Origin of the sequence: Gluconobacter albidus (genome assembly GCF_002723915.1) — a bacterium.
Classification (GTDB): Bacteria; Pseudomonadota; Alphaproteobacteria; order Acetobacterales; family Acetobacteraceae; genus Gluconobacter; species Gluconobacter albidus.
This window is the reverse complement of record NZ_BEWL01000003.1, coordinates 94,427-114,278: the sequence shown is the minus strand read 5'-3', so window position 1 is coordinate 114,278 and position 19,852 is coordinate 94,427. Positions and strand designations below refer to the sequence as shown.

22 protein-coding genes are annotated in these 19,852 nt (G+C 62.0%); 12 read left to right on the top strand and 10 right to left on the bottom strand.

What is annotated here, in order from left to right; genetic code table 11:
• Positions 1-27: 27 nt before the first annotated feature.
• Entirely contained in the window at positions 28-360 is a 333-nt protein-coding gene (locus GAL01_RS05615; RefSeq protein ID WP_062030020.1) for a pilus assembly protein N-terminal domain-containing protein, read from the top strand.
• A 49-nt stretch (positions 361-409) separates the two neighbouring features.
• Here the strand turns inward: GAL01_RS05615 and GAL01_RS05610 are convergent, their stop codons facing one another.
• Positions 410-1,003 (bottom strand): MlaC/ttg2D family ABC transporter substrate-binding protein, encoded by a 594-nt coding sequence (locus GAL01_RS05610; RefSeq protein WP_062030022.1) that lies wholly within the window; start codon positions 1,001-1,003, stop codon positions 410-412.
• A gap of 10 nt (positions 1,004-1,013) precedes the next feature.
• Entirely contained in the window at positions 1,014-1,832 is an 819-nt protein-coding gene (locus tag GAL01_RS05605; protein ID WP_062030023.1) for an MlaA family lipoprotein, read from the bottom strand.
• 316 nt (positions 1,833-2,148) lie between these two features.
• Here GAL01_RS05605 and GAL01_RS05600 point away from each other — a divergent pair, with 316 nt between their 5' ends.
• Positions 2,149-3,309 carry an aldose epimerase family protein gene (locus GAL01_RS05600; protein WP_062030025.1) on the top strand — a complete coding sequence of 387 codons (1,161 nt, stop codon included), beginning with the start codon at positions 2,149-2,151 and terminating at the stop codon, positions 3,307-3,309.
• A gap of 58 nt (positions 3,310-3,367) precedes the next feature.
• On the opposite strand, the gene cysE is transcribed toward GAL01_RS05600, so the two are convergent.
• From cysE to GAL01_RS05585, 3 genes are read right to left on the bottom strand one after another with little or no spacing between them, the layout of a single operon-like run.
• Complete coding sequence (cysE, locus tag GAL01_RS05595; protein WP_062030027.1) at positions 3,368-4,147, bottom strand: serine O-acetyltransferase; 780 nt, start codon at positions 4,145-4,147, stop codon at positions 3,368-3,370.
• Positions 4,144-5,361, bottom strand: coding sequence for a UbiH/UbiF/VisC/COQ6 family ubiquinone biosynthesis hydroxylase (locus GAL01_RS05590; protein ID WP_062030029.1), 1,218 nt, complete (start codon positions 5,359-5,361; stop codon positions 4,144-4,146). Before GAL01_RS05590 ends, cysE begins: the two co-directional genes overlap by 4 nt.
• 54 nt (positions 5,362-5,415) lie before the next feature.
• Positions 5,416-6,093 (bottom strand): hypothetical protein, encoded by a 678-nt coding sequence (locus GAL01_RS05585; RefSeq protein WP_062030031.1) that lies wholly within the window; start codon positions 6,091-6,093, stop codon positions 5,416-5,418.
• Positions 6,094-6,360: 267 nt separating this feature from the next.
• Between GAL01_RS05585 and GAL01_RS05580 the strand changes: the two genes are divergently transcribed.
• The 5 genes from GAL01_RS05580 (at position 6,361) to GAL01_RS05560 (ending at position 10,447) form a co-directional block, all read left to right on the top strand.
• Positions 6,361-7,587 (top strand): mechanosensitive ion channel family protein, encoded by a 1,227-nt coding sequence (locus GAL01_RS05580; RefSeq protein WP_062030035.1) that lies wholly within the window; start codon positions 6,361-6,363, stop codon positions 7,585-7,587.
• 147 nt (positions 7,588-7,734) lie between these two features.
• Positions 7,735-8,073 carry a P-II family nitrogen regulator gene (locus GAL01_RS05575; RefSeq protein WP_174694216.1) on the top strand — a complete coding sequence of 113 codons (339 nt, stop codon included), beginning with the start codon at positions 7,735-7,737 and terminating at the stop codon, positions 8,071-8,073.
• Positions 8,073-9,347 (top strand): ammonium transporter, encoded by a 1,275-nt coding sequence (locus GAL01_RS05570; RefSeq protein ID WP_062030039.1) that lies wholly within the window; start codon positions 8,073-8,075, stop codon positions 9,345-9,347. The genes GAL01_RS05575 and GAL01_RS05570 overlap by 1 nt, the downstream gene beginning before the upstream one ends.
• A 73-nt stretch (positions 9,348-9,420) precedes the next feature.
• A complete protein-coding gene (locus GAL01_RS05565) occupies positions 9,421-9,954 on the top strand; it encodes a hypothetical protein (RefSeq protein ID WP_062030041.1) in 534 nt (177 codons plus the stop codon).
• Between the two features lie 115 nt (positions 9,955-10,069).
• Positions 10,070-10,447 carry a hypothetical protein gene (locus tag GAL01_RS05560; protein WP_062030043.1) on the top strand — a complete coding sequence of 126 codons (378 nt, stop codon included), beginning with the start codon at positions 10,070-10,072 and terminating at the stop codon, positions 10,445-10,447.
• 11 nt (positions 10,448-10,458) lie between these two features.
• Here GAL01_RS05560 and GAL01_RS05555 read toward each other — a convergent pair whose 3' ends face one another.
• Complete coding sequence (locus tag GAL01_RS05555) at positions 10,459-11,373, bottom strand: retroviral-like aspartic protease family protein (RefSeq protein WP_062030045.1); 915 nt, start codon at positions 11,371-11,373, stop codon at positions 10,459-10,461.
• Complete coding sequence (locus GAL01_RS05550; RefSeq protein WP_062030069.1) at positions 11,373-12,323, bottom strand: tyrosine recombinase XerC; 951 nt, start codon at positions 12,321-12,323, stop codon at positions 11,373-11,375. Before GAL01_RS05550 ends, GAL01_RS05555 begins: the two co-directional genes overlap by 1 nt.
• 45 nt (positions 12,324-12,368) lie before the next feature.
• Between GAL01_RS05550 and GAL01_RS05545 the strand changes: the two genes are divergently transcribed.
• Positions 12,369-14,609, top strand: a complete 2,241-nt coding sequence (locus tag GAL01_RS05545) for a primosomal protein N' (protein ID WP_062030047.1) — start codon at positions 12,369-12,371, stop codon at positions 14,607-14,609.
• An 11-nt stretch (positions 14,610-14,620) separates the two neighbouring features.
• Here GAL01_RS05545 and GAL01_RS05540 read toward each other — a convergent pair whose 3' ends face one another.
• The 3 genes from GAL01_RS05540 to ykgO form a co-directional block, all read right to left on the bottom strand.
• Positions 14,621-14,863: a hypothetical protein gene (locus GAL01_RS05540; RefSeq protein ID WP_062030049.1), complete on the bottom strand. Its 243-nt coding sequence runs from the start codon at positions 14,861-14,863 to the stop codon at positions 14,621-14,623.
• Positions 14,864-14,955: 92 nt separating this feature from the next.
• Entirely contained in the window at positions 14,956-15,585 is a 630-nt protein-coding gene (locus GAL01_RS05535; RefSeq protein ID WP_174694450.1) for a tetratricopeptide repeat protein, read from the bottom strand.
• Positions 15,586-15,626: 41 nt separating this feature from the next.
• On the bottom strand, positions 15,627-15,752 hold the full coding sequence (gene ykgO / locus GAL01_RS05530; RefSeq protein ID WP_007281615.1) for a type B 50S ribosomal protein L36: 126 nt from the start codon (positions 15,750-15,752) through the stop codon (positions 15,627-15,629).
• 215 nt (positions 15,753-15,967) lie between these two features.
• Here ykgO and GAL01_RS05525 point away from each other — a divergent pair, with 215 nt between their 5' ends.
• From GAL01_RS05525 to GAL01_RS05510, 4 genes are all read left to right on the top strand, one after another.
• Positions 15,968-16,405 (top strand): hypothetical protein, encoded by a 438-nt coding sequence (locus tag GAL01_RS05525; RefSeq protein ID WP_062027413.1) that lies wholly within the window; start codon positions 15,968-15,970, stop codon positions 16,403-16,405.
• 167 nt (positions 16,406-16,572) lie between these two features.
• Positions 16,573-18,582, top strand: a complete 2,010-nt coding sequence (locus GAL01_RS05520) for an FUSC family protein (protein ID WP_062027415.1) — start codon at positions 16,573-16,575, stop codon at positions 18,580-18,582.
• Positions 18,576-18,776, top strand: a complete 201-nt coding sequence (locus tag GAL01_RS05515; protein ID WP_062027417.1) for a DUF1656 domain-containing protein — start codon at positions 18,576-18,578, stop codon at positions 18,774-18,776. Before GAL01_RS05520 ends, GAL01_RS05515 begins: the two co-directional genes overlap by 7 nt.
• A 39-nt stretch (positions 18,777-18,815) precedes the next feature.
• Entirely contained in the window at positions 18,816-19,766 is a 951-nt protein-coding gene (locus GAL01_RS05510; RefSeq protein ID WP_062027419.1) for an efflux RND transporter periplasmic adaptor subunit, read from the top strand.
• The last annotated feature ends 86 nt before the right edge of the window (positions 19,767-19,852 follow it).

The following is a 19,852-nucleotide window of genomic DNA, read 5'->3' as shown; positions in this document are numbered from 1 at the left end:
TGGGGCGGGAGTTTTGTCGTGAGATTTATGAGTGTCTGGACACGAGGTCTGGGACTTGTCGTCCTGACTTTTGCGTCTCAGGCCTTTGCCGAAATCTCAAAGCCTGTCGAAAGCGAGGTCAATGGCGTTCATATCATGGACCGGACCATCACGCTTCAGGCGGGTGCGAGCGAGATCGTGGCTCTGCCTTCAAATGTCCAGTCAGCCTCGGCGCCACTTCCGGATATTCTGAGTATCAACCTCGTTTCCCATCAGGTCGCGGAGATCATGGGGCGACGGGAGGGGCGGACAGACGTCCTGTTTACAGGTCGGGATACGATCTATCGTTATCATGTCACGGTGCAGCGCCCCGTACGCTGAGCCGCATCGGCAGGACCGGCCCGTGTCGGGCACAGTCCTGCCTGATGTCTTATTTGTGGGCTGAGAGCTGCCGTTCGAGGGCGGCGTTCAGGGCGTCGACGTCGCCGTTATGGCGCGCGAGATAGGAGCTGTAATCGCCGCGCTGGTTCATGCGCAGGCTGGCACCTTCGCCATACATGTCCATGACTTTGGGCGGGTTGCCGCCGATGATCAGCTGCATGTTCACTTCCGGCTGGCCCGGACGGTCGATCAGCGCATTGACGCGTTCGCCTTCGGGCGTGCTTGTCGTGGATGTGACGCGGAAGCTCACGCCCTGATAGCTGCCGATCTGGTCCGTGATGGTGTTGACCAGAACCTGATCGAACAGGGAGAGGTACTTGTCACGCTGGGCCGGGGTCGCGGTGCGCCAGTATTTGCCGAGGCAGTAGCGGCCGATTCCGGCAATGTCGACATTCTCCTTGAGCAGCGGGAGAACTTCTTTCTTCTTCTGCTTAAGCGGTTCGCTGGAGTTGACCACGCCTGCCAGACGGCCCCCGAAAGAGTTGACGAAGTCCGTCGCCGGGTTGGCGTGGGCGGCTCCGGTGGCGACGGCGAGGGAGACAACGGCCCCAAGAACAGTGCGGCGCGAAAATACGTTGAACATGTCGTTGTCCTCAGTTGTACCAGTCGGGGGTAGTTGCGCGGTCGTCGTTCTTGATCGTGTCGATCTGGCTCTGGCGGTTCTGCTGCCATGCACTCCGGATATAGGAGTACGGGTCCAGACTGTCCTGTTCGACATGGTCGATCTGGTCGATGGAGCTGGCATAGCCCTCCATGGTCCCGGCCACGTTGTAAGCCCAGTTGAAGGTTAGCAGATCATAGCCGCGGGGCACATAGTTGATCGGCGTCAGGCCCTGGCCGATGCCGTAACCTGCGCCATCGCGGAAATTGGACGGGCCGACGAACGGGATGAACAGGTAGGGCCCGCTCGCCACGCCCCAGGTGCCCATCGTCAGGCCCGGATCGGTTTCATGCTGGTTGTAGCCGACCAGTCCTGCGACGTCGAAGAAACCGCCAACGCCTGCGCTCATGTTGATCGCAAAGCGCATGAAGGCGTCGCCCGCGCGGCGCGGCTTGCCTGCACCAACGTCGGAAAAGAAGACCGCGGGCTCGCGCCATGTCTCGTTGATGTTCGCGATGGAGTGACGCACGGGCCTGGGAATGGCCCAGATCCACGCCTTGCCGACCGGACGCAGGACCTTGTGATAGGCCCACATCTGGACGTTGTACATCTTGCGGTTCAGGGGCTCGTAGGGGTCGTTTGCGGCCTTGTAATCCGCAAGATCGTCCGGATCCGTCGGGGGCGGGTTGCGCAGTGAGCCACAGGCGCCCAGTGCCAGCAGGGCGAGCGTACCTGCGAGAGCCCTGCTGCGACGTGACACACGACGTGAGCGCGTCTCCCGGATTGCGTTGTCGTCCTGCCGAAAGTCCATAACCATCCCCAAAATACCCTTCCCGGCCCAGTGCTCACGAAGAAGTCACCGGAAAACGGAAATTTTCGTAATCCGTTCCCTGAAGGACTCCATGAACCCCGATCGGCCACGCGCCATCCGTCGCGGAAAACTGCGGAGGGGCGTAGTCATAACGTATCCTCCGATAGCGTGCATCCCTGTATGTCTGCAAATGCTGCTCGTTTGAAGAGGCCAGATGCTTTAACGATCCAGATGCTTCGTGGCTGCTTTCAGGGCTTTGACCCTTCGGGATTTTTGGGATCAGTGTGGCCTCAACTCAACACCCGGGAGGTTTTCAATGTCCAGATTCTTCGGTTCGAAGGGTGCGTTTCTCGCGACTGTCGGGGCTCTGGCCCTGAGTGCCGGTGTGGCGCAGGCGCACCCCACCGTGGCCAATCAGCCCTGGGGCAGCACGCCGGATGGCAAGCCCGTGCGGATCGTGACCCTCAAGAACGGTCTCGGCACGACGGCCCGCATCATCACCTACGGCGGCATCATTCAGTCCGTCGAGACGCCGGATCGCGAAGGGCATGTTCAGGACGTGGTTCTCGGGTTCGACAATCTGAAGGGCTATACGGTCGATAGCGCGAAGGGTGGTCTGTTCTTCGGCGCCATCATCGGTCGTTACGCCAACCGTCTCGCTGGCGGCAGCTTTCCCGTGGACGGCAAGATCTATCATACGGATGTGACGGCGCCTCCGAATGCCCTGCACGGTGGCAAGAAGGGCTTCGACAAGAACGTCTGGACGATCGAGAAGACCGGCACCAACTCCAGTGGCGCGTATGTGACGCTCAAGCTCGTCAGCCCCGATGGCGATCAGGGCTTCCCCGGTACGCTGACGACGCATGTGACCTACACGCTGGGCATCGACAACGCCCTGTCGCTGCATTATGTCGCCACGACCGATGCACCGACGGTTCTGAACCTGACGAACCACAGCTACTGGAATCTGAACGGTGAGGGCTCGGGCTCCATCGAGCCGGAAATCCTTCAGATCAACGCTGATGGCTTCACGCCGACCGACGCGACATCCATCCCGACCGGCCAGATCGCGCCTGTTGCCGGGACGCCGCTGGATTTCAGCAAGCCGACCGTCATTGGCGACCGTCTGCGCAGCAACGACCAGCAGATGATGTATGCGCGTGGTTACGACATGAACTGGGTTGTCAACGGGCCATCTGGCCAGGCGCCGCGTCTGGCAGGCAAGGTTTATGATCCGCGTTCGGGCCGCAGCATGGAAATCCTGACGAACCAGCCGGGGCTGCAGGTCTATACGTCCAACTCGCTGGATGGCGGTTATGCCGGGGTGTCCGGTCATGCCTATCGTCAGGGCGACGCGATTGCGTTCGAGGCCGAGCATTATCCCGACAGCCCGAACCACCCGTCTTTCCCGACGACTGAACTCAAGCCGGGCCAGACGTTCGATTACACGACGACGTTCAAGTTCTCGAACAAGTAAAAAACATCAGGGTCCGGGACGCAGGCTCCGGACCCTGATTTTTCTTTAAGCCCGGCTTTCAGGCGGGCCGCGGGGTGGTACCCACGATCCGCGCCGGGTTGCCGACTGCCGTGGAATAGGCCGGGATGTCTTCCAGCACGACCGAGGCTGCGCCGATCCGGGCATATTCCCCGATGACGAGGCGTCCGAGGATTCTGGCGCCCGCGCCGATCATGGCGCCGCGACGCACGATGGGGTGACGGTTGCCGCTCAGCTTGCCCGTGCCGCCCAGCGTGACATCCTGAAACAGCGACACATCGTCTTCGACGATGCAGGTCTCGCCGATGACGATCCCCGTTCCGTGGTCGATGCTCAGCCGGCGCCCGAGACGGGCCGCGGGGTGAATGTCGATGGCGAAAAGTTCGTTGATCCGGCTCTGGAAATGATGGGCCAGATGCTGACGGCCCTTCGTCCAGAGATGATGCGAGATCCGGTAGGCCTGAAGCGCCTGCCATCCCTTGAAGAACAGGAAGGGCGTGACGAGGTCCGGGCAGGCCGGATCGCGGTCATAGGTCGCGAGAATATCGGCGGCTGCCGCTTCGGCAATGTCGGGGTCGGCGCTCAGGATCGAGGCGACGAGACGGGTGATCGTCGTGGCCGGGATGGAGCGGTCCGCAAGTTTCGTGCCCAGCAGGGAGGCCAGGGCGGACGCAAAATCCGGATGGTCTCCGATATTGGTGGAAAACACATCCTGGATCAGCGGATCGTGGCAACTGCACGCCTGGGACTGCATATCCTGCCAGAAGGCCGTGAGGTCCGATGTTCTCTCGGGTGGGGTTTCTGTAGCGGCCTGCGTCATACGCCCATGGCCTTTCTGACGAAGGCCCGGCGCAGGGCGGGGAAGCGCTGGACGCCCGCGATGCCCATATCGCGCAGACGGCGCAGGACGGGGTTGTCGTTGCCGAACAGGCGTTCGAGTGCGTCCGTGGCGGCCAGCATTGCCATGTTGCCGGGGCGGGTGTTGCGCTGATAGCGGACGAGAAGGTCGCGGCTTCCCATGTCCTTGCGATTGCGATGCGCCTCGATCAGCAGCTCCGCGAGCGAGATCACGTCCCGGAAGCCGATGTTCAGGCCTTGCCCTGCGATCGGATGGATGCCGTGTGCGGCGTCACCGGCCAGAGCAAGGCGGGGGCCGATATAGCTGTGGGCGTACTGTGCCGAGAGCGGATAGATCCAGCGACGACCGGTCGGGGTAATCTCCCCCAGATCTTCGTCCGCCATACGGGCCTTGATTTCACGGGCGAAAATCTCGTCCGGCAGGTCATGGAAGCGCTGGGCGCGGCCTTCGCCTTCGGCCCAGACGATGGCGGAGCGGTGCGGGTGTTCAGCGGTGCCGGGCATCGGCAGGCGTGCGAACGGACCTTCCGGCAGGAAATGTTCGAGCGCCACGCCATGATGCGGCTTTTCATGCGCGATCGTCGCCACGATGCCGTATTCATTATAAGGGATTTTCGTCAGGCCGATCCGCGCCTGACGGCGAAGCGGGGAACGACGTCCTTCCGCTGCTACGGCCAGTTTCGCCGTTACGGTTCTGCCTGAGGCCAGACGGATGGAGACATGATCGAGGTGGAACGTGAAGGTTCCCAGATCCGGCGCATGCACATCAAGGCTGTCATACTGCTTCAGCGTCTGGTTGATCGCCAGACGGAGGTCCCGTGCCTCGACCATCCAGCCGAAGCTCTGGCCTTCGGGGGCGTCTTCCGGGCCGAAATGCAGCGTCAGCGGGGAGGGGGCCTCATGCGGGCGTCCGTCCGCCACACGGATTTCGTGGATCGGCTGCGCTACGTTGGGCAGATTGTCCCAGATGCCTGCGTCTGCGAGCATCCTGCGGGAGCCTTCCGCGATGGCATAGGCCCGCCCGTCCAGGGCGGGATCTTCCATGCCGGGCAGGGCGTTGCGGTCGATGAGCAGGACGCGCACGCCCTCTGCCGCCAGACGACACGCCAGCGTAGCGCCCACAGGGCCGGCGCCGTTGATGCAGAGGTCGTAATGGGTTTTTTTCATCGTACTCATCTCCCTGCCCCTGTCCTACTCCTGCGATGGATCGAGCGGAAGGGGGCGCTTTTCTTATGGAGGGCAGCGGGCGAGACGCATCTGAAGCAGCGTGAGGGCAGCCTGATGGAAGCTGCACTCGGGGTGTTCCCGGCAGTACTGGATGAGAAAGGCCTGATCTTCGCGCACCACTTCGGGCGTCAGATTAAGCGTCATCACGCTTTTTCCGTCCTGGTGGCGGGCGGCGTTGATGGCCGTTACAAACCCGAGATACCAGTTGTAGAAAATCACGCTGACGGGAGACGCCGTGTCGGTGGCGGTCTGAGTGAAATCCGCGCAGGACCGCGCACCCGCACCGTAAATCAGGGGCAGAGGCAGTTCCGGGGCAGCCTCATCATTGACCACGACCTTCCCGTTCGGGTCCAGATCGTAGCGCTCACCACTGTCGCCAACGACAACGGCTTTGAGGCGACGGCTGATCCGGACCATTTTGGCTATCTGCTGTTCATCCGGATATTTGCAGCTGATGGCGTCTCCGGTCCAGCAGAAGAGCGTGTCTTCCGGCTTTTTGGAAAGATCGGGATGGTTCAGCCATTCTGCATCGCAGGTTGGATATTTCTCGGGTTGGCTCGATACGGCGAACTGGAGTTCGTCATCTTTCTGGATGACGTCGAACCACTCTTCCAGCGACAGGGGTTTGCCGGGCCGGCCGGACCAGAGGGGGTTTCGCGTAATCTCGAGATCGTACCCCATGGAGGCATCCTTGAATTGCTAAACTATAACGTTCAAGACAGACTGAAAATGGATCTGCGGTCCATAGTCAAACTGTCTTCTTCATGTGAAAAATGGGTGTTGTGGTCCTCCGTGTGAGGCTTCTGTGCTTTCATGGAAGGGGATTCGACCAGCACGCTCCTGGATGATTTCAATCCGCGTACGCGATTCGGGAACGATCTGCAGCGGGTGATGTTGTCTTGCGGAGACCCGCGCCAGACAGCAAGAAGATAAGGAACCGCAGAACGCATGATTGAAAACTCTTACGTCAGGTCCATCAGAAGGATCGGGCATCTGCTGGACTGGCTTCCGGCTCCGCTGGGCTCGATTCTGATTCTGGTGTTCGCGGCGGGTATCGCGCTGCTGTCCAGCCGCATCATTACGGATGCCCTCCCGCGGCTGCCAGGCCTGCGGCGTGTCCAGTTCATTCATGCAATTATTGCACGGCTGCGGGCGCCTATCCGCAATGGCTTGATGATCATTGCCGCCAGTGCCGCCCTTCAGGCCACGGTCGGCTTTACGGATGCGACGACGTCGTTTCTGGAACAGGTCTTCATTTGCCTTTTCATTCTCAATCTTGGCTTTGGCATCATCCGGACGTTCCGCCTGCTGACGGATCAGTACCTGACGCGGATCAGTGCGAGGGACCATGCGGATGACATTACCGTTCGGTCCCATCAGACGCAGATCCGCGTCCTGCGCCGTCTGATCGAGATCTCGTTCGGTGTGCTGACGGTTGCGTCCTCGCTGATGGTGTTTCACTCGGTCCAGAAATTCGGTGTGTCGCTGTTTGCGTCTGCTGGTGCGGCATCGCTGATCGTCGGTCTGTCGGCCCGTCCGGCGCTGACGAACCTGATCGCGGGCATCCAGATTGCCGTCACGCAGCCTATTCGGATGGAGGACATGCTGATCCTGAACGGGGACTGGGCGTGGGTTGAGGAAATCAATGCGACCTATGTTGTTCTGCGCACCTGGGACCGTCGTCGGTATATCGTGCCGATCTCGTACTTCCTGGAGAATCCGTTCCAGAACTGGACGCATAGCTCACCGTCCCTGATTGCCTCGCTGTTCCTGTGGCTGGATTATCAGACGCCGGTGGACCGCCTGCGGGAGATGTATTTCGAGGAACTGGCGAAGTGCCCGGACTGGGATCAGGACAAGACCTCCATCGGCTGTCAGATCGCGGACAGCAACGCGCAGGTCATGTCCATCCGTCTGATTGCCGGTGCGCCTGATGCGAATTCCATGTGGGATCTGGCCTGCGACATCCGCGAGCGCATGCTGCGCCGGCTGCGTCTTGAAATGCCGGAATGTCTGCCGCGTGGCCGCACGGCCATCGTCCCCGGCGCGCCCGAGCAGAACGCCTGGCCGGATGCTCTGGTCGCCCCGCCCGTTAACCGGCCGCAGGATGGCCCCTATCGCGGCCCGGATATGCCGGCATCCCCTCCTGCTGCTGCAACGCCCGGACGCCCCTGAGGCGGAGTATTTGGGCAACAGCGCCTCTTATTCATGGGAGTTTCACCGGAAACGGCATGATCGGGCTGCCAATATCATTATGAGACTGGCATGATCTGGGGCATACTCTGACAAAGATTACCCGATCGCAACGAGGATATGCCGTTCGTGAAGCTCGTTACTGCCATCATCAAACCCTTCAAGCTTGATGACGTCCGCGAAGCCCTGACCCCGCTGGGGGTTCAGGGTCTGACAGTTACCGAAGTCAAGGGTTTCGGTCGCCAGAAAGGCCAGACCGAAATCTATCGTGGCGCCGAGTATCACGTCAGCTTCCTGCCCAAGCTCAAGATCGAGGTCGCCGTTTCCAACGCGATCGTCGAGGACGTGATCGAGGCCATCATGACCGCAGCCCGCACCGGCAAGATCGGTGACGGCAAGATCATGGTCTCCAGCCTCGACCAGCTCATCCGTATCCGCACGGGAGAAACCGGCGAGGGCGCGCTCTGATGCGCGCGCCTATTGATACGGGCGATACGGCCTGGATGCTCGTCAGCACGGCTTTCGTGCTGATGATGACCATTCCCGGTCTTGCGCTTTTCTATGGCGGCATGGTCCGCAAGAAGAACGTGCTGGCGACGCTGATCCAGTCCTTCATGATCTGCTGCATTGCCAGCCTCGTCTGGATGGTCGCAGGTTACAGTCTTGCGTTCTCGACCGGCTCGCCGTGGATCGGGGATCTGTCGCGCGTCATGCTGCATGGTGTGGCGGACAATTTCCGTGCTGGCGTCGATTCCGCCTTCACGCTCGGCGCCGGAACCCCTGCCGCCGTGACGATGACGATCCCCGAGAGCGTCTTCATGATGTTCCAGATGACGTTCGCCGTCATCACCCCGGCCCTCATCACAGGCGCCTATGCGGATCGCATGAAGTTCTCCGCGATGTGTCTGTTCAGTATTGCCTGGCTTCTGCTGGTCTATGCCCCGGTCGCGCACTGGGTCTGGAGCCCGACGGGCTGGGTCGCCGGGCTTGGCGCGGTGGATTTTGCGGGCGGGACGGTCGTGCACATCAATTCCGGTGTGGCCGGTCTGGTCTGTGCCATCATTCTCGGCCGTCGCAAGGGGCTGGGCCATGAAGACTTTTCTCCCTTTAACCTGACCTACGCCATTATCGGCGCGTCCCTGCTCTGGGTGGGCTGGTTCGGCTTCAATGCCGGGTCTGCTCTGGGCGCCAATGGTCGCGCGGGCATGGCGATGCTGACGACGCAGGTCGCCGCCGCTGCGGGCGGTGTGGCCTGGATGGTCGTGGAATGGGCCCGCACCGGCAAGCCGACGGCTCTGGGCATCATTTCGGGCGCGGTGGCCGGTCTGGTCGCCATCACCCCTGCGGCGGGGTTCGTGCTGCCGGGAAGCGCGGTTGTCATCGGCCTGATCGCCGGGGCGGGATGCTTCTGGAGCGCCACATGGCTCAAGCATCGTTTCGGCTACGATGACAGCCTCGATGCGTTCGGCGTTCATGGAACGGGCGGCATCATCGGCGCCATTCTGACCGGCGCGTTCGCCTATGGTCCGCTCTCGGCCACGGCCTCCAATCCGGAAGGAACGGTTGCCAGTGTTCATCAGGTCATCGCGCAGGTCGAGGCTGTCGGTGTGACGGTTGTCTGGTGTGTTATCATGACGACCGTGATCCTGAAGGTTCTGGATCTGGCGATGGGCCTGCGGGTGTCGCCGGACGAGGAACGTGAAGGTCTCGACATGGTTCTGCACGGTGAGCGCATCAACTGATCGCGCTTGTCGGGCGTTCAAGCTGCGGGGGGCTGTCATCTCCCGCCGATTTCAGAATGAAGGTTCTTTCTGCATGACGTTTACAAAAGCCTTTTCCGGCCTCTCCCTCGCAGCCCTGCTGGCCGCTGGTCTGAGCGTTGCGCCTGCCCATGCCCTGACTGCCAAGGAATGCCACGCCGCGTTCAAGACGGCCAAGCAGAATGGCTCCCTGAACGGGCAGTCCTACAAGGCGTTCAAGGCCGCTTCCTGTGGCGATACGGCCAAGGCCGCCGCCCCGGCTGCTTCATCGGCCACCACGCCTACGGCTGCTGCCCCCACAACGACGGCTCCGGCTGCGCCGGCAAGCGCTGCGCCTGCAGACTCGTCTCCGGCCGGTACGAAAGCCCCGATCGCCCCCAAGACGTCTACGGCGTCATCGGGCAATGTCGTGTTCCCCACCGCTATTTCCCCGGAATTCAGCAAGCTCTCCGCCGGCCGCGCCCGCCAGAAGACCTGCGTTGCCCAGTACAACGCCAACAAGGCAAATGGCGGCAACGGTTCCCTGAAGTGGATCCAGAAGGGCGGCGGCTACTGGTCGCAGTGCAATTCCCGCCTCAAGGGTGAATAAATCCCGTTTTTTCGAAAAGGCTCCTTCCTTCGGGAAGGGGCTTTTTTCTGAGCCAGTTTTCACAATATTCAAATTTATTGGTCTGTTTTGCTCTGCCCTTACTTTGAAAAGCAGCATGACAACGGCTGGATCAGGCGCCTTCCTCGCACAGGAAGACATCAAAGATAAAGCGTACGATATTTATCGGGGTATATGGGCTCTTGGAGTTGGTATATTAGGTCAGGACTGGGATATCGAAGGCGATAATCTTGTCGAATGCCTCGCCTCATTTTGCAGACATTACCGACCCGACAGAAAAACCCTTGTTGATAATGCCCGGATCTGGCTGACATGGGATGATGTCACGCTGGAGCGCTGGACCGAGGCCGCGATTTTATATGATTTCCGGCGTGAGGAAGAACCGGGGGATTATCCGACGGCCCGCGCTTTCTGGCTCGCTGTTGTGAAGTATGTTGAGCACAGCATTCGCGAATATCCGGACAAAATCGCCTAGTCCCCTGTGTCTTATCGAAAGAAAAGCTGCCCGCTGGCGTAGGACAGCCAGATTTCGTGGTGGGCGAACCAGTCCGAGCCCAGCAGTATGTCGGCCTGATCGTGGACCGGCGCGACGGTCAGGACGGGGTGGTTCCAGAGGGTGTTTCCGAGTTCAAAGCGTTTGAAATGGTGCCAGTGATACGGGCGCTCGCGCAGATCCACGCCTGAGGTCATGCCGCCCGGATCAAGGGCAAGCTGGTCGTCTGTCAGGCCGAGGCGGTGGGCGAAATCCGTGCTGACGATATGCGAGCGCGCGCCGCTGTCCAGAAGGGCCGTGCCGCTCAGCCCGTCCAGCGTGAAGGGTACCGTCAGGCGGCCTGAGATCCGGTGCATGGGCATCGTCGTCCAGTGGCCGGTCCATGCGGGCGGAGGCTGGCATGCGTGGGAGGCCAGGCGGACGCGCCATAATGTCAGACGCTGGTGGGGGACGTCGAATTCCAGATCGTAATCCGCCAGCACATCCGCACCGAGCAGCCCGAAAACGGGCGGCGTGATCATGGGAGAACCTGGCAGAACGCCGACGGCCATCGTTCCGGCCCCAAGCGCGAGTTCTCCCGAATGAGGCGTGCCGAGCCGGAGGTCCTGTATCCGAATGTTCGGCACGACGCGCGGGGCGCCGTTAGGGCCCTGCATCATGGTGCGGTGTTCGGGGTCGGGCGGCAGGTGAAATGCCGCGCCGCCGCCCGGCGTCATGAGGCTGCCTTCGGATCCCGTATCGACGATCATCGAGGCATTGTGGCCGTTCACCGTCACCGGAACGCTCAGATAGCCGCCATCGTCACGCAGTGGCAGCACGACGGCACGGCTCATCTCGCAGACCGGGGCCGCAGGGGAACTCGCCGTGCAAAGGCCCAGAATCAGGATGGCGGACAGGAGGCGTTTCATCAGCCCTGATCCGCGCGGGGATGGGCCTTGCGCCAGACATCCAGCAGGTGTTTTTCGTCCGCCAGCGTATAGGCCTGCGTGGTTGAGAGGCTGGCGTGGCCCATGAGTTCCTGAATGGTGCGCAGGTCTGCCCCGCCTTCCATCAGATGCGTTGCGAAGGAATGGCGCAGCGCATGGGGCGTTGCGGAATCGGGCAGGCCTTCGCCTTTGCGCCAGTTTCGCATGGCGCGCTGGGCGACGCCGGGATTGAGGCGGCCACCTCGCACGCCGCAGAACAGGGGCGCATCGGGCGCGGGGGAAGGATGGGCCGCTTTCCAGCTTTCCAGCGCCTCGATAACCGCCGGAAGCAGGGGTACGAGCCGTTCCTTGCCACCTTTGCCAACCACGCGAAGCATGTTCTGCCCTGCATTCGTCAGGTCCCGGATGTCGAGCGAGAGCGCCTCGCCAATCCGCAGTCCTGTGCCGTAAAGCAGGGTGAACAGTGCCCGGTCCCGCAGGGCGGCCTGACTGGTTTCGGCGTCATCGGAAATGCCATCGGCCGCGGCAAGGGCCGCTTCCTGCCCCAGAGGGCGGGGCAGGCGCTTTTTCATGCGCGGCGTGGCGAGCAATGACGGTGCGGGATTGGACAGATCATGCCGCAGGGCCAGATAGCGGAAGAACGAGCGCAGGGCCGAGACATGCCGTGCCCGGGAGCGTGCGCGCGAGTCGGCACTGGTGGCGCGACGGGTTGGCTTTTCGCTGCGGGCTGTTTCATGGGCGAGCCAGGCGCGCAGGTCGGCAAGGGACAGCTTTCCCAGATCGGCCAGCGTGACTTCCCCGCCCAGATGCTGCTGGAAAAACGTCAGCGCCAGCAGGATGTCGTGGCGATACGCCTCGACCGTGCGCGGGCTGGAGCGCTTTTCATGCGTCAGCCATTCGGTCCAGTCGCGCAGGGCATCGAGCGCCATCAGGGATGCGGTCATGGCATTTCGCAGCAGGGGAGGTTAGACACGGTCATGGCATCCAGCAGCCTATCCAAGCCTGATCCCCGGCGAAAGCCACCTTCCACCGGAACGCGCGTTTCGGTGCTCGTGCCGCTGCCGTTTCCGGGGCCGCTCGACTATCTCGCACCCATGCCGCTTGAGCCGGGAGACCTCGTGACGGTCCCGCTGGGGCGTCGTGAAACCGTGGGTTGCGTGTGGGAAACCGATCGCACGCTGCCTGCCGATTTCGCGTTGCCGGTGGGGCGTGAACTTCCACTCGAACGGCTCCGCCCCGTCGTCGGGAAGCTTGATGTCCGGCCTCTCCCGCAGAGCCTGCGCCGTTTTGTCGACTGGGTGGCAGCCTATACGCTCACGCCGCCGGGGCTGGTTCTGGCGATGGCGACGCGCATTCATCTGAAAGATGCACCCAAACCCACTCTGGGCTGGGTGCGGACGGAAGCGCCGGAAGGCGATCTGCGCATTACGCCCGCGCGCCGGTCCGTGCTGAATTTTGCGTCTTCCACACCCCTGAGCACTGCCGAACTGGGGGATCGCAGCGGGGCGAGTGCGGCCGTCATTCGCGGTCTCGCTACGGCCGGCCTGCTGCGGGAGGCCGTCATTGCTCCGGCTGCTCCGTTCGGTCTGCCGGACCCATCGCATGGGGCGCCGAAACTCTCCGAAGAGCAGGCTGAGGTCGCGCAGGAATTGTGCGGCCCCGTCGAGGCCGGGCGGTTTCAGGTTACGCTGCTGGAGGGGGTGACCGGATCGGGCAAGACGGAGGTTTATTTCGAGGCCGTGGCCGCCTGTCTGGCCAAGGGAAAGCAGGTGCTGGTCCTCCTTCCGGAAATCGCGCTTTCTGCCCAGTGGACGGACCGCTTCATCCGGCGCTTCGGGGCTGAACCTGCTGTCTGGCATTCCGATCTCGGAGCCAAGCGGCGGCGCGAGACCTGGCGCGCCGTGGCGGAAGGCAGTGCCCGTGTTGTGGTGGGGGCCCGCTCGGCGCTGTTCCTGCCATTTGCCGATCTGGGCCTCGTCGTGGTGGACGAGGAGCATGAAAGCGCTTTCAAACAGGAAGAGGGCGTCATGTATCATGGGCGGGACATGGCGGTTGTTCGCGCCCGTCTGGCGGATGCACCGGCCATTCTCGTCTCCGCCACGCCATCGCTCGAAACACTTGCGAATGTGGAGAGCGGACGCTACCGGCACGAACTTCTGACCGCACGGCATGGTGGGGCGACCCTGCCGGATGTTTCACTGGTGGATATGCGGGCCGACCCGCCGGAACGCGGCCTGTTTCTGTCGCCCAAACTCTGCACCGCCATTGATGAGACGCTGGAGAAAGAGGAGCAGGCCATGCTGTTCCTCAACCGGCGCGGCTATGCGCCGCTGACGCTGTGCCGGGCCTGCGGGCACCGGATGCAGTGTCCGAACTGTTCAGCCTGGCTGGTGGAGCATCGGGCACGGGGTATTCTGACCTGCCATCACTGCGGGCATAACGAGCGGATTCCCAAGGACTGCCCGGAATGTCATGCCGAGAATTCGCTTGTGCCCATCGGGCCGGGAATCGAACGCATTACAGAAGAGGCTAAGCTACGGTTTCCGGAAGCAAAACTGCTGGTGATGTCGTCCGATACGCTTGGTTCTCCGGCAGCCACGGCGGAGGCGGTGCGGAAGATTTCGGACGGTGAGGTCAATCTCATCATCGGCACGCAGATCGTGGCCAAGGGCTGGCATTTCCCGAAACTGACACTCGTGGGCGTCGTGGATGCGGATCTGGGGCTTGGAGGCGGGGATCTGCGGGCAGCCGAGCGGACGGTGCAGCTTCTGCATCAGGTTGCGGGCCGTGCGGGCCGTGCGGAGCATCGCGGGCGCGTGCTGCTTCAGAGTTATGTGGGCGAACATCCGGTCATGACGGCGCTGGTCTCCAACGATTTCCAGACCTTCATGGAGCAGGAAGCCGAGCAGAGACGGCCCTCGTTCTGGCCGCCCTACGGACGGCTGGCCGCGCTGATCGTGAGCGCGCCGAGTGCGGAGGCGGCGGACGTGTTGGCGCGTGAGATTGCGCTCTCCGCGCCGGAGCGGGAAGGGGTGCAGGTTCTGGGACCAGCGCCGGCCCCACTCGCTGTCCTGCGTGGACGACACCGGCGCAGGCTGTTGTTACGGACGATGCGGGGCATTGCCGTACAGCCGATCCTGCGTCAGTGGCTGGGGGATATCAAACCCACGGGCGGAGCCAGGGTCGATATTGATATCGACCCTATTTCCTTCCTTTAAGGCTGGAAAAATCAGCCCTTGCGCTTGCGGAAGAACTCGACCGAAGCGGTGACGACCGCGATGACGGCCAGGATCTGCTGGAAATACGGGCGGAAACGTTTGGGTCCGAACGTCGCCATGGCGGTCATGCCGGCGAGGCCGATTTCACGGGCGCGCGTGGCCTTCTGACAGCAGGTCTTCATCTTGGAGCAGCAGCCCTTCTTGGAGCTGGTGTCTGCGATGACGGTTTCGGGGGCGGGGGATGACTTGGTCATGGGGGATCTCCTGAAAAATGGAATCAGGGGATCAACACGCGACATTACAAGGGGTTGCCAGAGCAGCACGTGCAAGCCATGGCGCAGAGACGTCAGTCCTGCTGGCCGTCGCGGGCCTTTTCCAGTGTTTTGAGCTGCGTGTCGGAATCGGGGGATTTCGGGTTCAGAAGCAGCATCTGGTGGAACGCCCTCAGGGCGGCTTCGGGCTCGTGCCGGTCATGTTCGGCTTCCGCGAGCATGCCCCATGCGGTGGGGTCGCCGGGGTCGGCCTGAAGAACGACGCCCAGATCGGTGATCGCGCCGTTATTGTCTCCTGCTGCCAGCCGGATGGCCGCACGCTGACGGTAGAGGATGGGCTGGTCGGGCTGGATGGTGATGGCGGCGGTCAGATCGTCCTGTGCCTGCTGGAAATCGTGTTTTTCCAATGCATCATGCGAATCGCTGATGAGCATCTGCACGCTGCCGGTCAGGGCACGGCTGCGGAGGCCTTCCGCACGTTCGGAAATTTCGCCAGCCTGTTTTTCGTTCCCGGCCATGGCGAGCGCTTTTTCCGCATCCATGAGGCGGTCATGGAGCGTCTTGCGTGGCGGGCGGGGAGAGGGGGCGGGTGTTTTGGCAACCGGGGATGCTGCGGGGCCGGGCGCGGCAGGATTTGCGGCGGGTGCGGCGTGAACTGGCAGAAAAGTCAGGGCCGGGCTACAAAGCAGAACGGCGCCAGCCATCAGCCAGCGCCGCCCGTCCGTCATCCGGCAGACCAAGGGGTTCAGCCCTGGCGAGCCTTCATGCGCGGGTTCTTCTTGTTGATGATGTAAACGCGTCCGCGGCGGCGGACAACGCGGCAGTCCTTGTCGCGGACCTTGGCGGACTTCAGGCTGTTGCGGATCTTCATGGTTGCAGGCTCTCGACGGGTAAGGCCCTTGCGGACCGGACAGCGGGCCGGAACGCCCGCGAAAGAATGGCTCCGATTACCCATCCCGCCCTGTAGAGTCAAGCTGACAAGCCATCCGTGTGGCGGAATTCCCTGATGCTGCCGATTTGCAACAACCTGCAACAGCGTCGTTCAGGGTCTTTGTCCGGCCGGGATTTTCTCCTAACGTCAGTTTCATGATCAAGCGCCATTCCCGCCCGGCCCTGCTGCTGGCTCTTCTTCCTCTCGCCGTCGCCCTTGCCGCGCCCGTGGCCGCAAGAGCGGATGACGGAGAGGCCAAGACCAACGACGACGATCCGACGATCAACCAGCAGGGTTTCGCCATCAACAAGATCCTCCGGGTGCTCCAGACCAACCCGGATGCCGCGGGCGACTCCTGCATCAACGCGCTCAAGGAAATGCATCAGGCCCAGACGGCCCTGGGCAAGGAAGAGGGCATTGATCCCGAACACAATCAGGATATCGGCGTTGCGCGCGATGTCCTGTCCTCTGAAATGGAGGATGTCACGAATATGTGTGGTGCCGATGCGCGGACCTACTGCCGCAAGGCCACCACACATCCTGACCCCAAGCTGACAGCGGCCTGCAACGCCCTGCCCGCCGAAGAAGACTGAGTGGCGCGCTCTGGCAGAGGGATCGGGACCGTCTGTCAAAACATGTCCAGAAGATTCGAGGACTAACTTTTCCAGTCCGCTGCTCTTAAGGTCGGAAGTCTGATTCTGGTAACGAGGGCCGTGGGACTGTTTCTGATGAAGTCTGTGTCGGGTGGGGAGCATCGCTCTTGACCGCTGCACTACAGTCAGTCTTCCGTCCCGGATGGGTCCAGTTCAGTCTCAGAACATGGTCTGCACTTGTGCTGGCGCTGGGAACGGCCTTCTGGTCCCAGCTTGATTCGCCCGCCAGTGCGGGTGTGACGGTCATGATCCTCGCGCAGCCTCTGCGGGGACAGGCGCTGTCCAAGGCGTTTTACCGTCTGGCCGGGACCGTGCTTGGTGTCGGTGTTTCCATCATTCTCGTTGCGATGTTCAATCAGGAGCGCGCCCTGTTTCTCGGCGGCGCGGCCCTGTGGATTGCGGCCTGTGCGTTTGTGGGATCGCTTGAACGCGATTTCCGCTCCTACGGCGCGCTGCTGGCGGGATATACCGTCGCACTGGTGGCGCTCCCGACCATGGATGATCCGCAGAACATCTATCCTGTCAGCATCGCGCGCGCCTCTGACATCGCCATCGGCGTTGCGTCCATTGCGGTTGTGAACATTCTCTCCGGGTCCCCCGAAGCCTGGCGCAGGCTTTCGAAGGCCATGGAGACGCTGTCGCATCGCGTGCGGCAGACCGGCAAATCCGCCATCATGGGCGATCCGATCGCGACGCCTGAGCAGATGATCGGGCTGAGCGGCGAAATTCTCGCGCTCATGACCCAGATTTCCTATGCCAGAACGGAAGTCGAGCGCGGGCGTCTGCGGATGGCGGGCGCACGGCTGGGCATTATCGGCATGCTCACGGTTTTGACCACCAGCCGTGCGATTGCATGGCTGCTGGAGACCGGCGGCATTTCCGATCTCCTGATCCGTCATGTCCGGGCCTGGCACGAGCGCTCCGAGGACGGCACGACCCGTCTTGAGACGATGGACACGATTCTGGATAAAATCCGGGCGGAAGACCCGGATTTTGTTCCCTCTGCCCGCGAGGCGTGGTTTCTGGAGCGGTGTTCGACGCTTCTCAGCAACCGGCTGCATATCCGTACCGGCATGAACACGCTCCTGCGCGCCACCCCGCCGGGCGATGCGCTCAAACTGGCGCAGCTTGCGAGCAATCCGGATTACGTGACGGCCTTCATCAACGCCATGCGCGTGCTGCTGGGCTTCAGCGTTGCGGCGGCTTTGTGTCTGGCCTCCAGCATTCCGGCCTCCGTGACATCCCTGTCCCAGACGGCGCTGGTTCTGACGCTGGCCTCCACCGCGATCGACACCGCGGAGTTCGGCAAGGGCGCCATCATCGGGATGCCCGCCGGTATTCTCGTGGCGGCGTGGCTGGATTTCATAATCCTGCCGCATGTGGGCAGCATGCTGAGCCTTGCGCTGGTGTTGCTGCCGCAGACCGTGATTTCCTGCCTGCTGCTGATGAACCCGAAGACCAATGCCATCGGCTTTAACTATGGCGTGTTCTTTCTGGTGTTCATCGCGCTCGGTAACCATCACAACTACGATCCGCTGGCCTTCATCACGCGCAATACATTCTATGCGATGGCGGCCGTGCTTTCTTTCGTATTGCTGGTGCTGCTCTGGCCACCGACCGCGCGGCGGCACCGGTTCCGGCTGGCGGTCTCCATTGCCCATGATCTGGAACTGCAGCTTGCCGGGCATGGCGAGCGGATGGGGCCGCCGCTTCTGAGCCGGAAATACGAACGCCTGAGCCAGTTCCTGATGTGGACGGACCGGTTGAAGGATCCGGGGCTGCGCTCCCGGCGGGTTTTCAACCGTTTCGTCGCGCTGGAGGATTTTTCCAGCACCATTGCCCGCGTCCGGCATTATCTGGATGACGCCGCGCATCTTCCCGGCCTCAAGCCCATGGTCCGCCATGTGCGGCGTCTGCTGGCGCATGACAGGCTTGGTCTGCTGGAAGCTGAAATTCCCGAGCTTCAGGCCATGTTTTACGAGCGGCTTTCAGACGGCATCCGCGAGGAGCAGTCCATGATCATCAACTGTATCGGCGGTCTGGAATCGGTGCGGACCATGGTGCGTCTGAACCGCTCGGCCGTGCATCACTATGGAATAGGACGCAAGCGATGGTGACGACACAGGTCGTTGACCTTGATGGCGTGCTGGTGTCGGCCTTCGTCATCAATCTGGCGCTGGCTCTGCTGACACTGGCTGTTCTGCGCTGGATTCTGGCCTGGTTCGATCTGTGGCGTTTCGTCTGGGACCCGCCTCTGGCCCAGTTCGGCATCCTGATCTGCCTGATCGGCCTTTACACCCTGATCCTCTGACCTTTTCCTGTCTCGAACCGAACCCAAGGTGACCGTCCCGTGCTTTCCAGTGCCCATCGCCTGATCCGCCTGACCATCACGCTCTGCATCCTTGCAGTGGCGGCGCTCGTGGTCGTCATTCTGTGGGATTACTACACCGCCTCGCCCTGGACGCGGAACGGACAGGTGCGCGCGCAGGTCGCCAATATCGCGCCGCGCGTTTCGGGACAGATCATCGAGGTTCTGGTGAAGGACAACCAGTTTGTCCACAAGGGGGAGGTGCTCTACGTCATCGACCCGTTTGATTTCAAGGTAGCGCTGGAGACGGCCAAGGCCCATGTGGCCGAGCGCAAGGCCGATCTGGAATTCCGCCTCGTGCAGTCCCAGTGGCGCAAGGCCATCCCCGGCACTGCCGTTTCAGTCGAGGAAAAACGGCAGTACGAAGCGCTTTCGCAGCAGATGCAGGCTCAGTACGCCGCAGCCGAAGCCGCGGAGCATCAGGCCGAAATCAACCTTGAGCGAACGCAGGTCCGCAGTTCCATCGACGGCATCGTGACCAATCTCATCATGCGGCCCGGCGATTTCGCTACCGCCGGTGTGGTCAACATCCACATCATCGACACCAGCTCCTACTGGGTGGACGGTTATTTCGAGGAAACCAAGGTCCATGATCTTGATGAGGGCGATCTCGTCCGCATGGATCTGATGGGGTATCACGATCCGCTGTTCGGGCATGTCGAAAGCATCACGCGCGGTATCGCCAGCAATAACGCGCAGGTGAACAAGCAGGGCCTGCCGGAAGTGGATCCGGTCTATACCTGGGTGCGGCTGGCGCAGCGTATTCCGGTGCGTGTGAAGATCGACAAGATCCCCGATGACCTGACGCTGGCCGCCGGCATGACGGCGACCGTGACCGTCGTGTCGGAAGAGGGCAACCGCCGTCACCGCTCCACCCACGCCGCCTTCCAGCATTTCGGTGACGACATCCGGCATCTGTTTGGCCACAGATAAGGATTTTGGAATAAAAGTTTTTGGTAAAGCTTTTTTCAAAAAGCTTCGGCGTTCTCCGCCTTTTTGTAAAAAGGCGGAGCCCAAAA

What these genes read in the sequence shown, in the direction of transcription:
- GAL01_RS05580 (WP_062030035.1), top strand. Translation starts at nt 6,361, where the DNA reads ATGATTGAAAACTCTTACGTCAGGTCCATCAGAAGGATCGGGCATCTG.
- GAL01_RS05525 (WP_062027413.1), top strand. Translation starts at nt 15,968, where the DNA reads ATGATCAAGCGCCATTCCCGCCCGGCCCTGCTGCTGGCTCTTCTTCCT.
- GAL01_RS05515 (WP_062027417.1), top strand. Translation starts at nt 18,576, where the DNA reads ATGGTGACGACACAGGTCGTTGACCTTGATGGCGTGCTGGTGTCGGCC.
- GAL01_RS05565 (WP_062030041.1), top strand. Translation starts at nt 9,421, where the DNA reads ATGACGTTTACAAAAGCCTTTTCCGGCCTCTCCCTCGCAGCCCTGCTG.
- GAL01_RS05570 (WP_062030039.1), top strand. Translation starts at nt 8,073, where the DNA reads ATGCGCGCGCCTATTGATACGGGCGATACGGCCTGGATGCTCGTCAGC.
- GAL01_RS05610 (WP_062030022.1), bottom strand. Translation starts at nt 1,003, where the DNA reads ATGTTCAACGTATTTTCGCGCCGCACTGTTCTTGGGGCCGTTGTCTCC.
- GAL01_RS05540 (WP_062030049.1), bottom strand. Translation starts at nt 14,863, where the DNA reads ATGACCAAGTCATCCCCCGCCCCCGAAACCGTCATCGCAGACACCAGC.
- GAL01_RS05555 (WP_062030045.1), bottom strand. Translation starts at nt 11,373, where the DNA reads ATGAAACGCCTCCTGTCCGCCATCCTGATTCTGGGCCTTTGCACGGCG.
- GAL01_RS05615 (WP_062030020.1), top strand. Translation starts at nt 28, where the DNA reads ATGAGTGTCTGGACACGAGGTCTGGGACTTGTCGTCCTGACTTTTGCG.
- GAL01_RS05535 (WP_174694450.1), bottom strand. Translation starts at nt 15,585, where the DNA reads ATGGCTGGCGCCGTTCTGCTTTGTAGCCCGGCCCTGACTTTTCTGCCA.
- cysE (WP_062030027.1), bottom strand. Translation starts at nt 4,147, where the DNA reads ATGACGCAGGCCGCTACAGAAACCCCACCCGAGAGAACATCGGACCTC.
- GAL01_RS05605 (WP_062030023.1), bottom strand. Translation starts at nt 1,832, where the DNA reads ATGGACTTTCGGCAGGACGACAACGCAATCCGGGAGACGCGCTCACGT.
- GAL01_RS05545 (WP_062030047.1), top strand. Translation starts at nt 12,369, where the DNA reads ATGGCATCCAGCAGCCTATCCAAGCCTGATCCCCGGCGAAAGCCACCT.
- ykgO (WP_007281615.1), bottom strand. Translation starts at nt 15,752, where the DNA reads ATGAAGATCCGCAACAGCCTGAAGTCCGCCAAGGTCCGCGACAAGGAC.
- GAL01_RS05600 (WP_062030025.1), top strand. Translation starts at nt 2,149, where the DNA reads ATGTCCAGATTCTTCGGTTCGAAGGGTGCGTTTCTCGCGACTGTCGGG.
- GAL01_RS05585 (WP_062030031.1), bottom strand. Translation starts at nt 6,093, where the DNA reads ATGGGGTACGATCTCGAGATTACGCGAAACCCCCTCTGGTCCGGCCGG.
- GAL01_RS05560 (WP_062030043.1), top strand. Translation starts at nt 10,070, where the DNA reads ATGACAACGGCTGGATCAGGCGCCTTCCTCGCACAGGAAGACATCAAA.
- GAL01_RS05590 (WP_062030029.1), bottom strand. Translation starts at nt 5,361, where the DNA reads ATGAGTACGATGAAAAAAACCCATTACGACCTCTGCATCAACGGCGCC.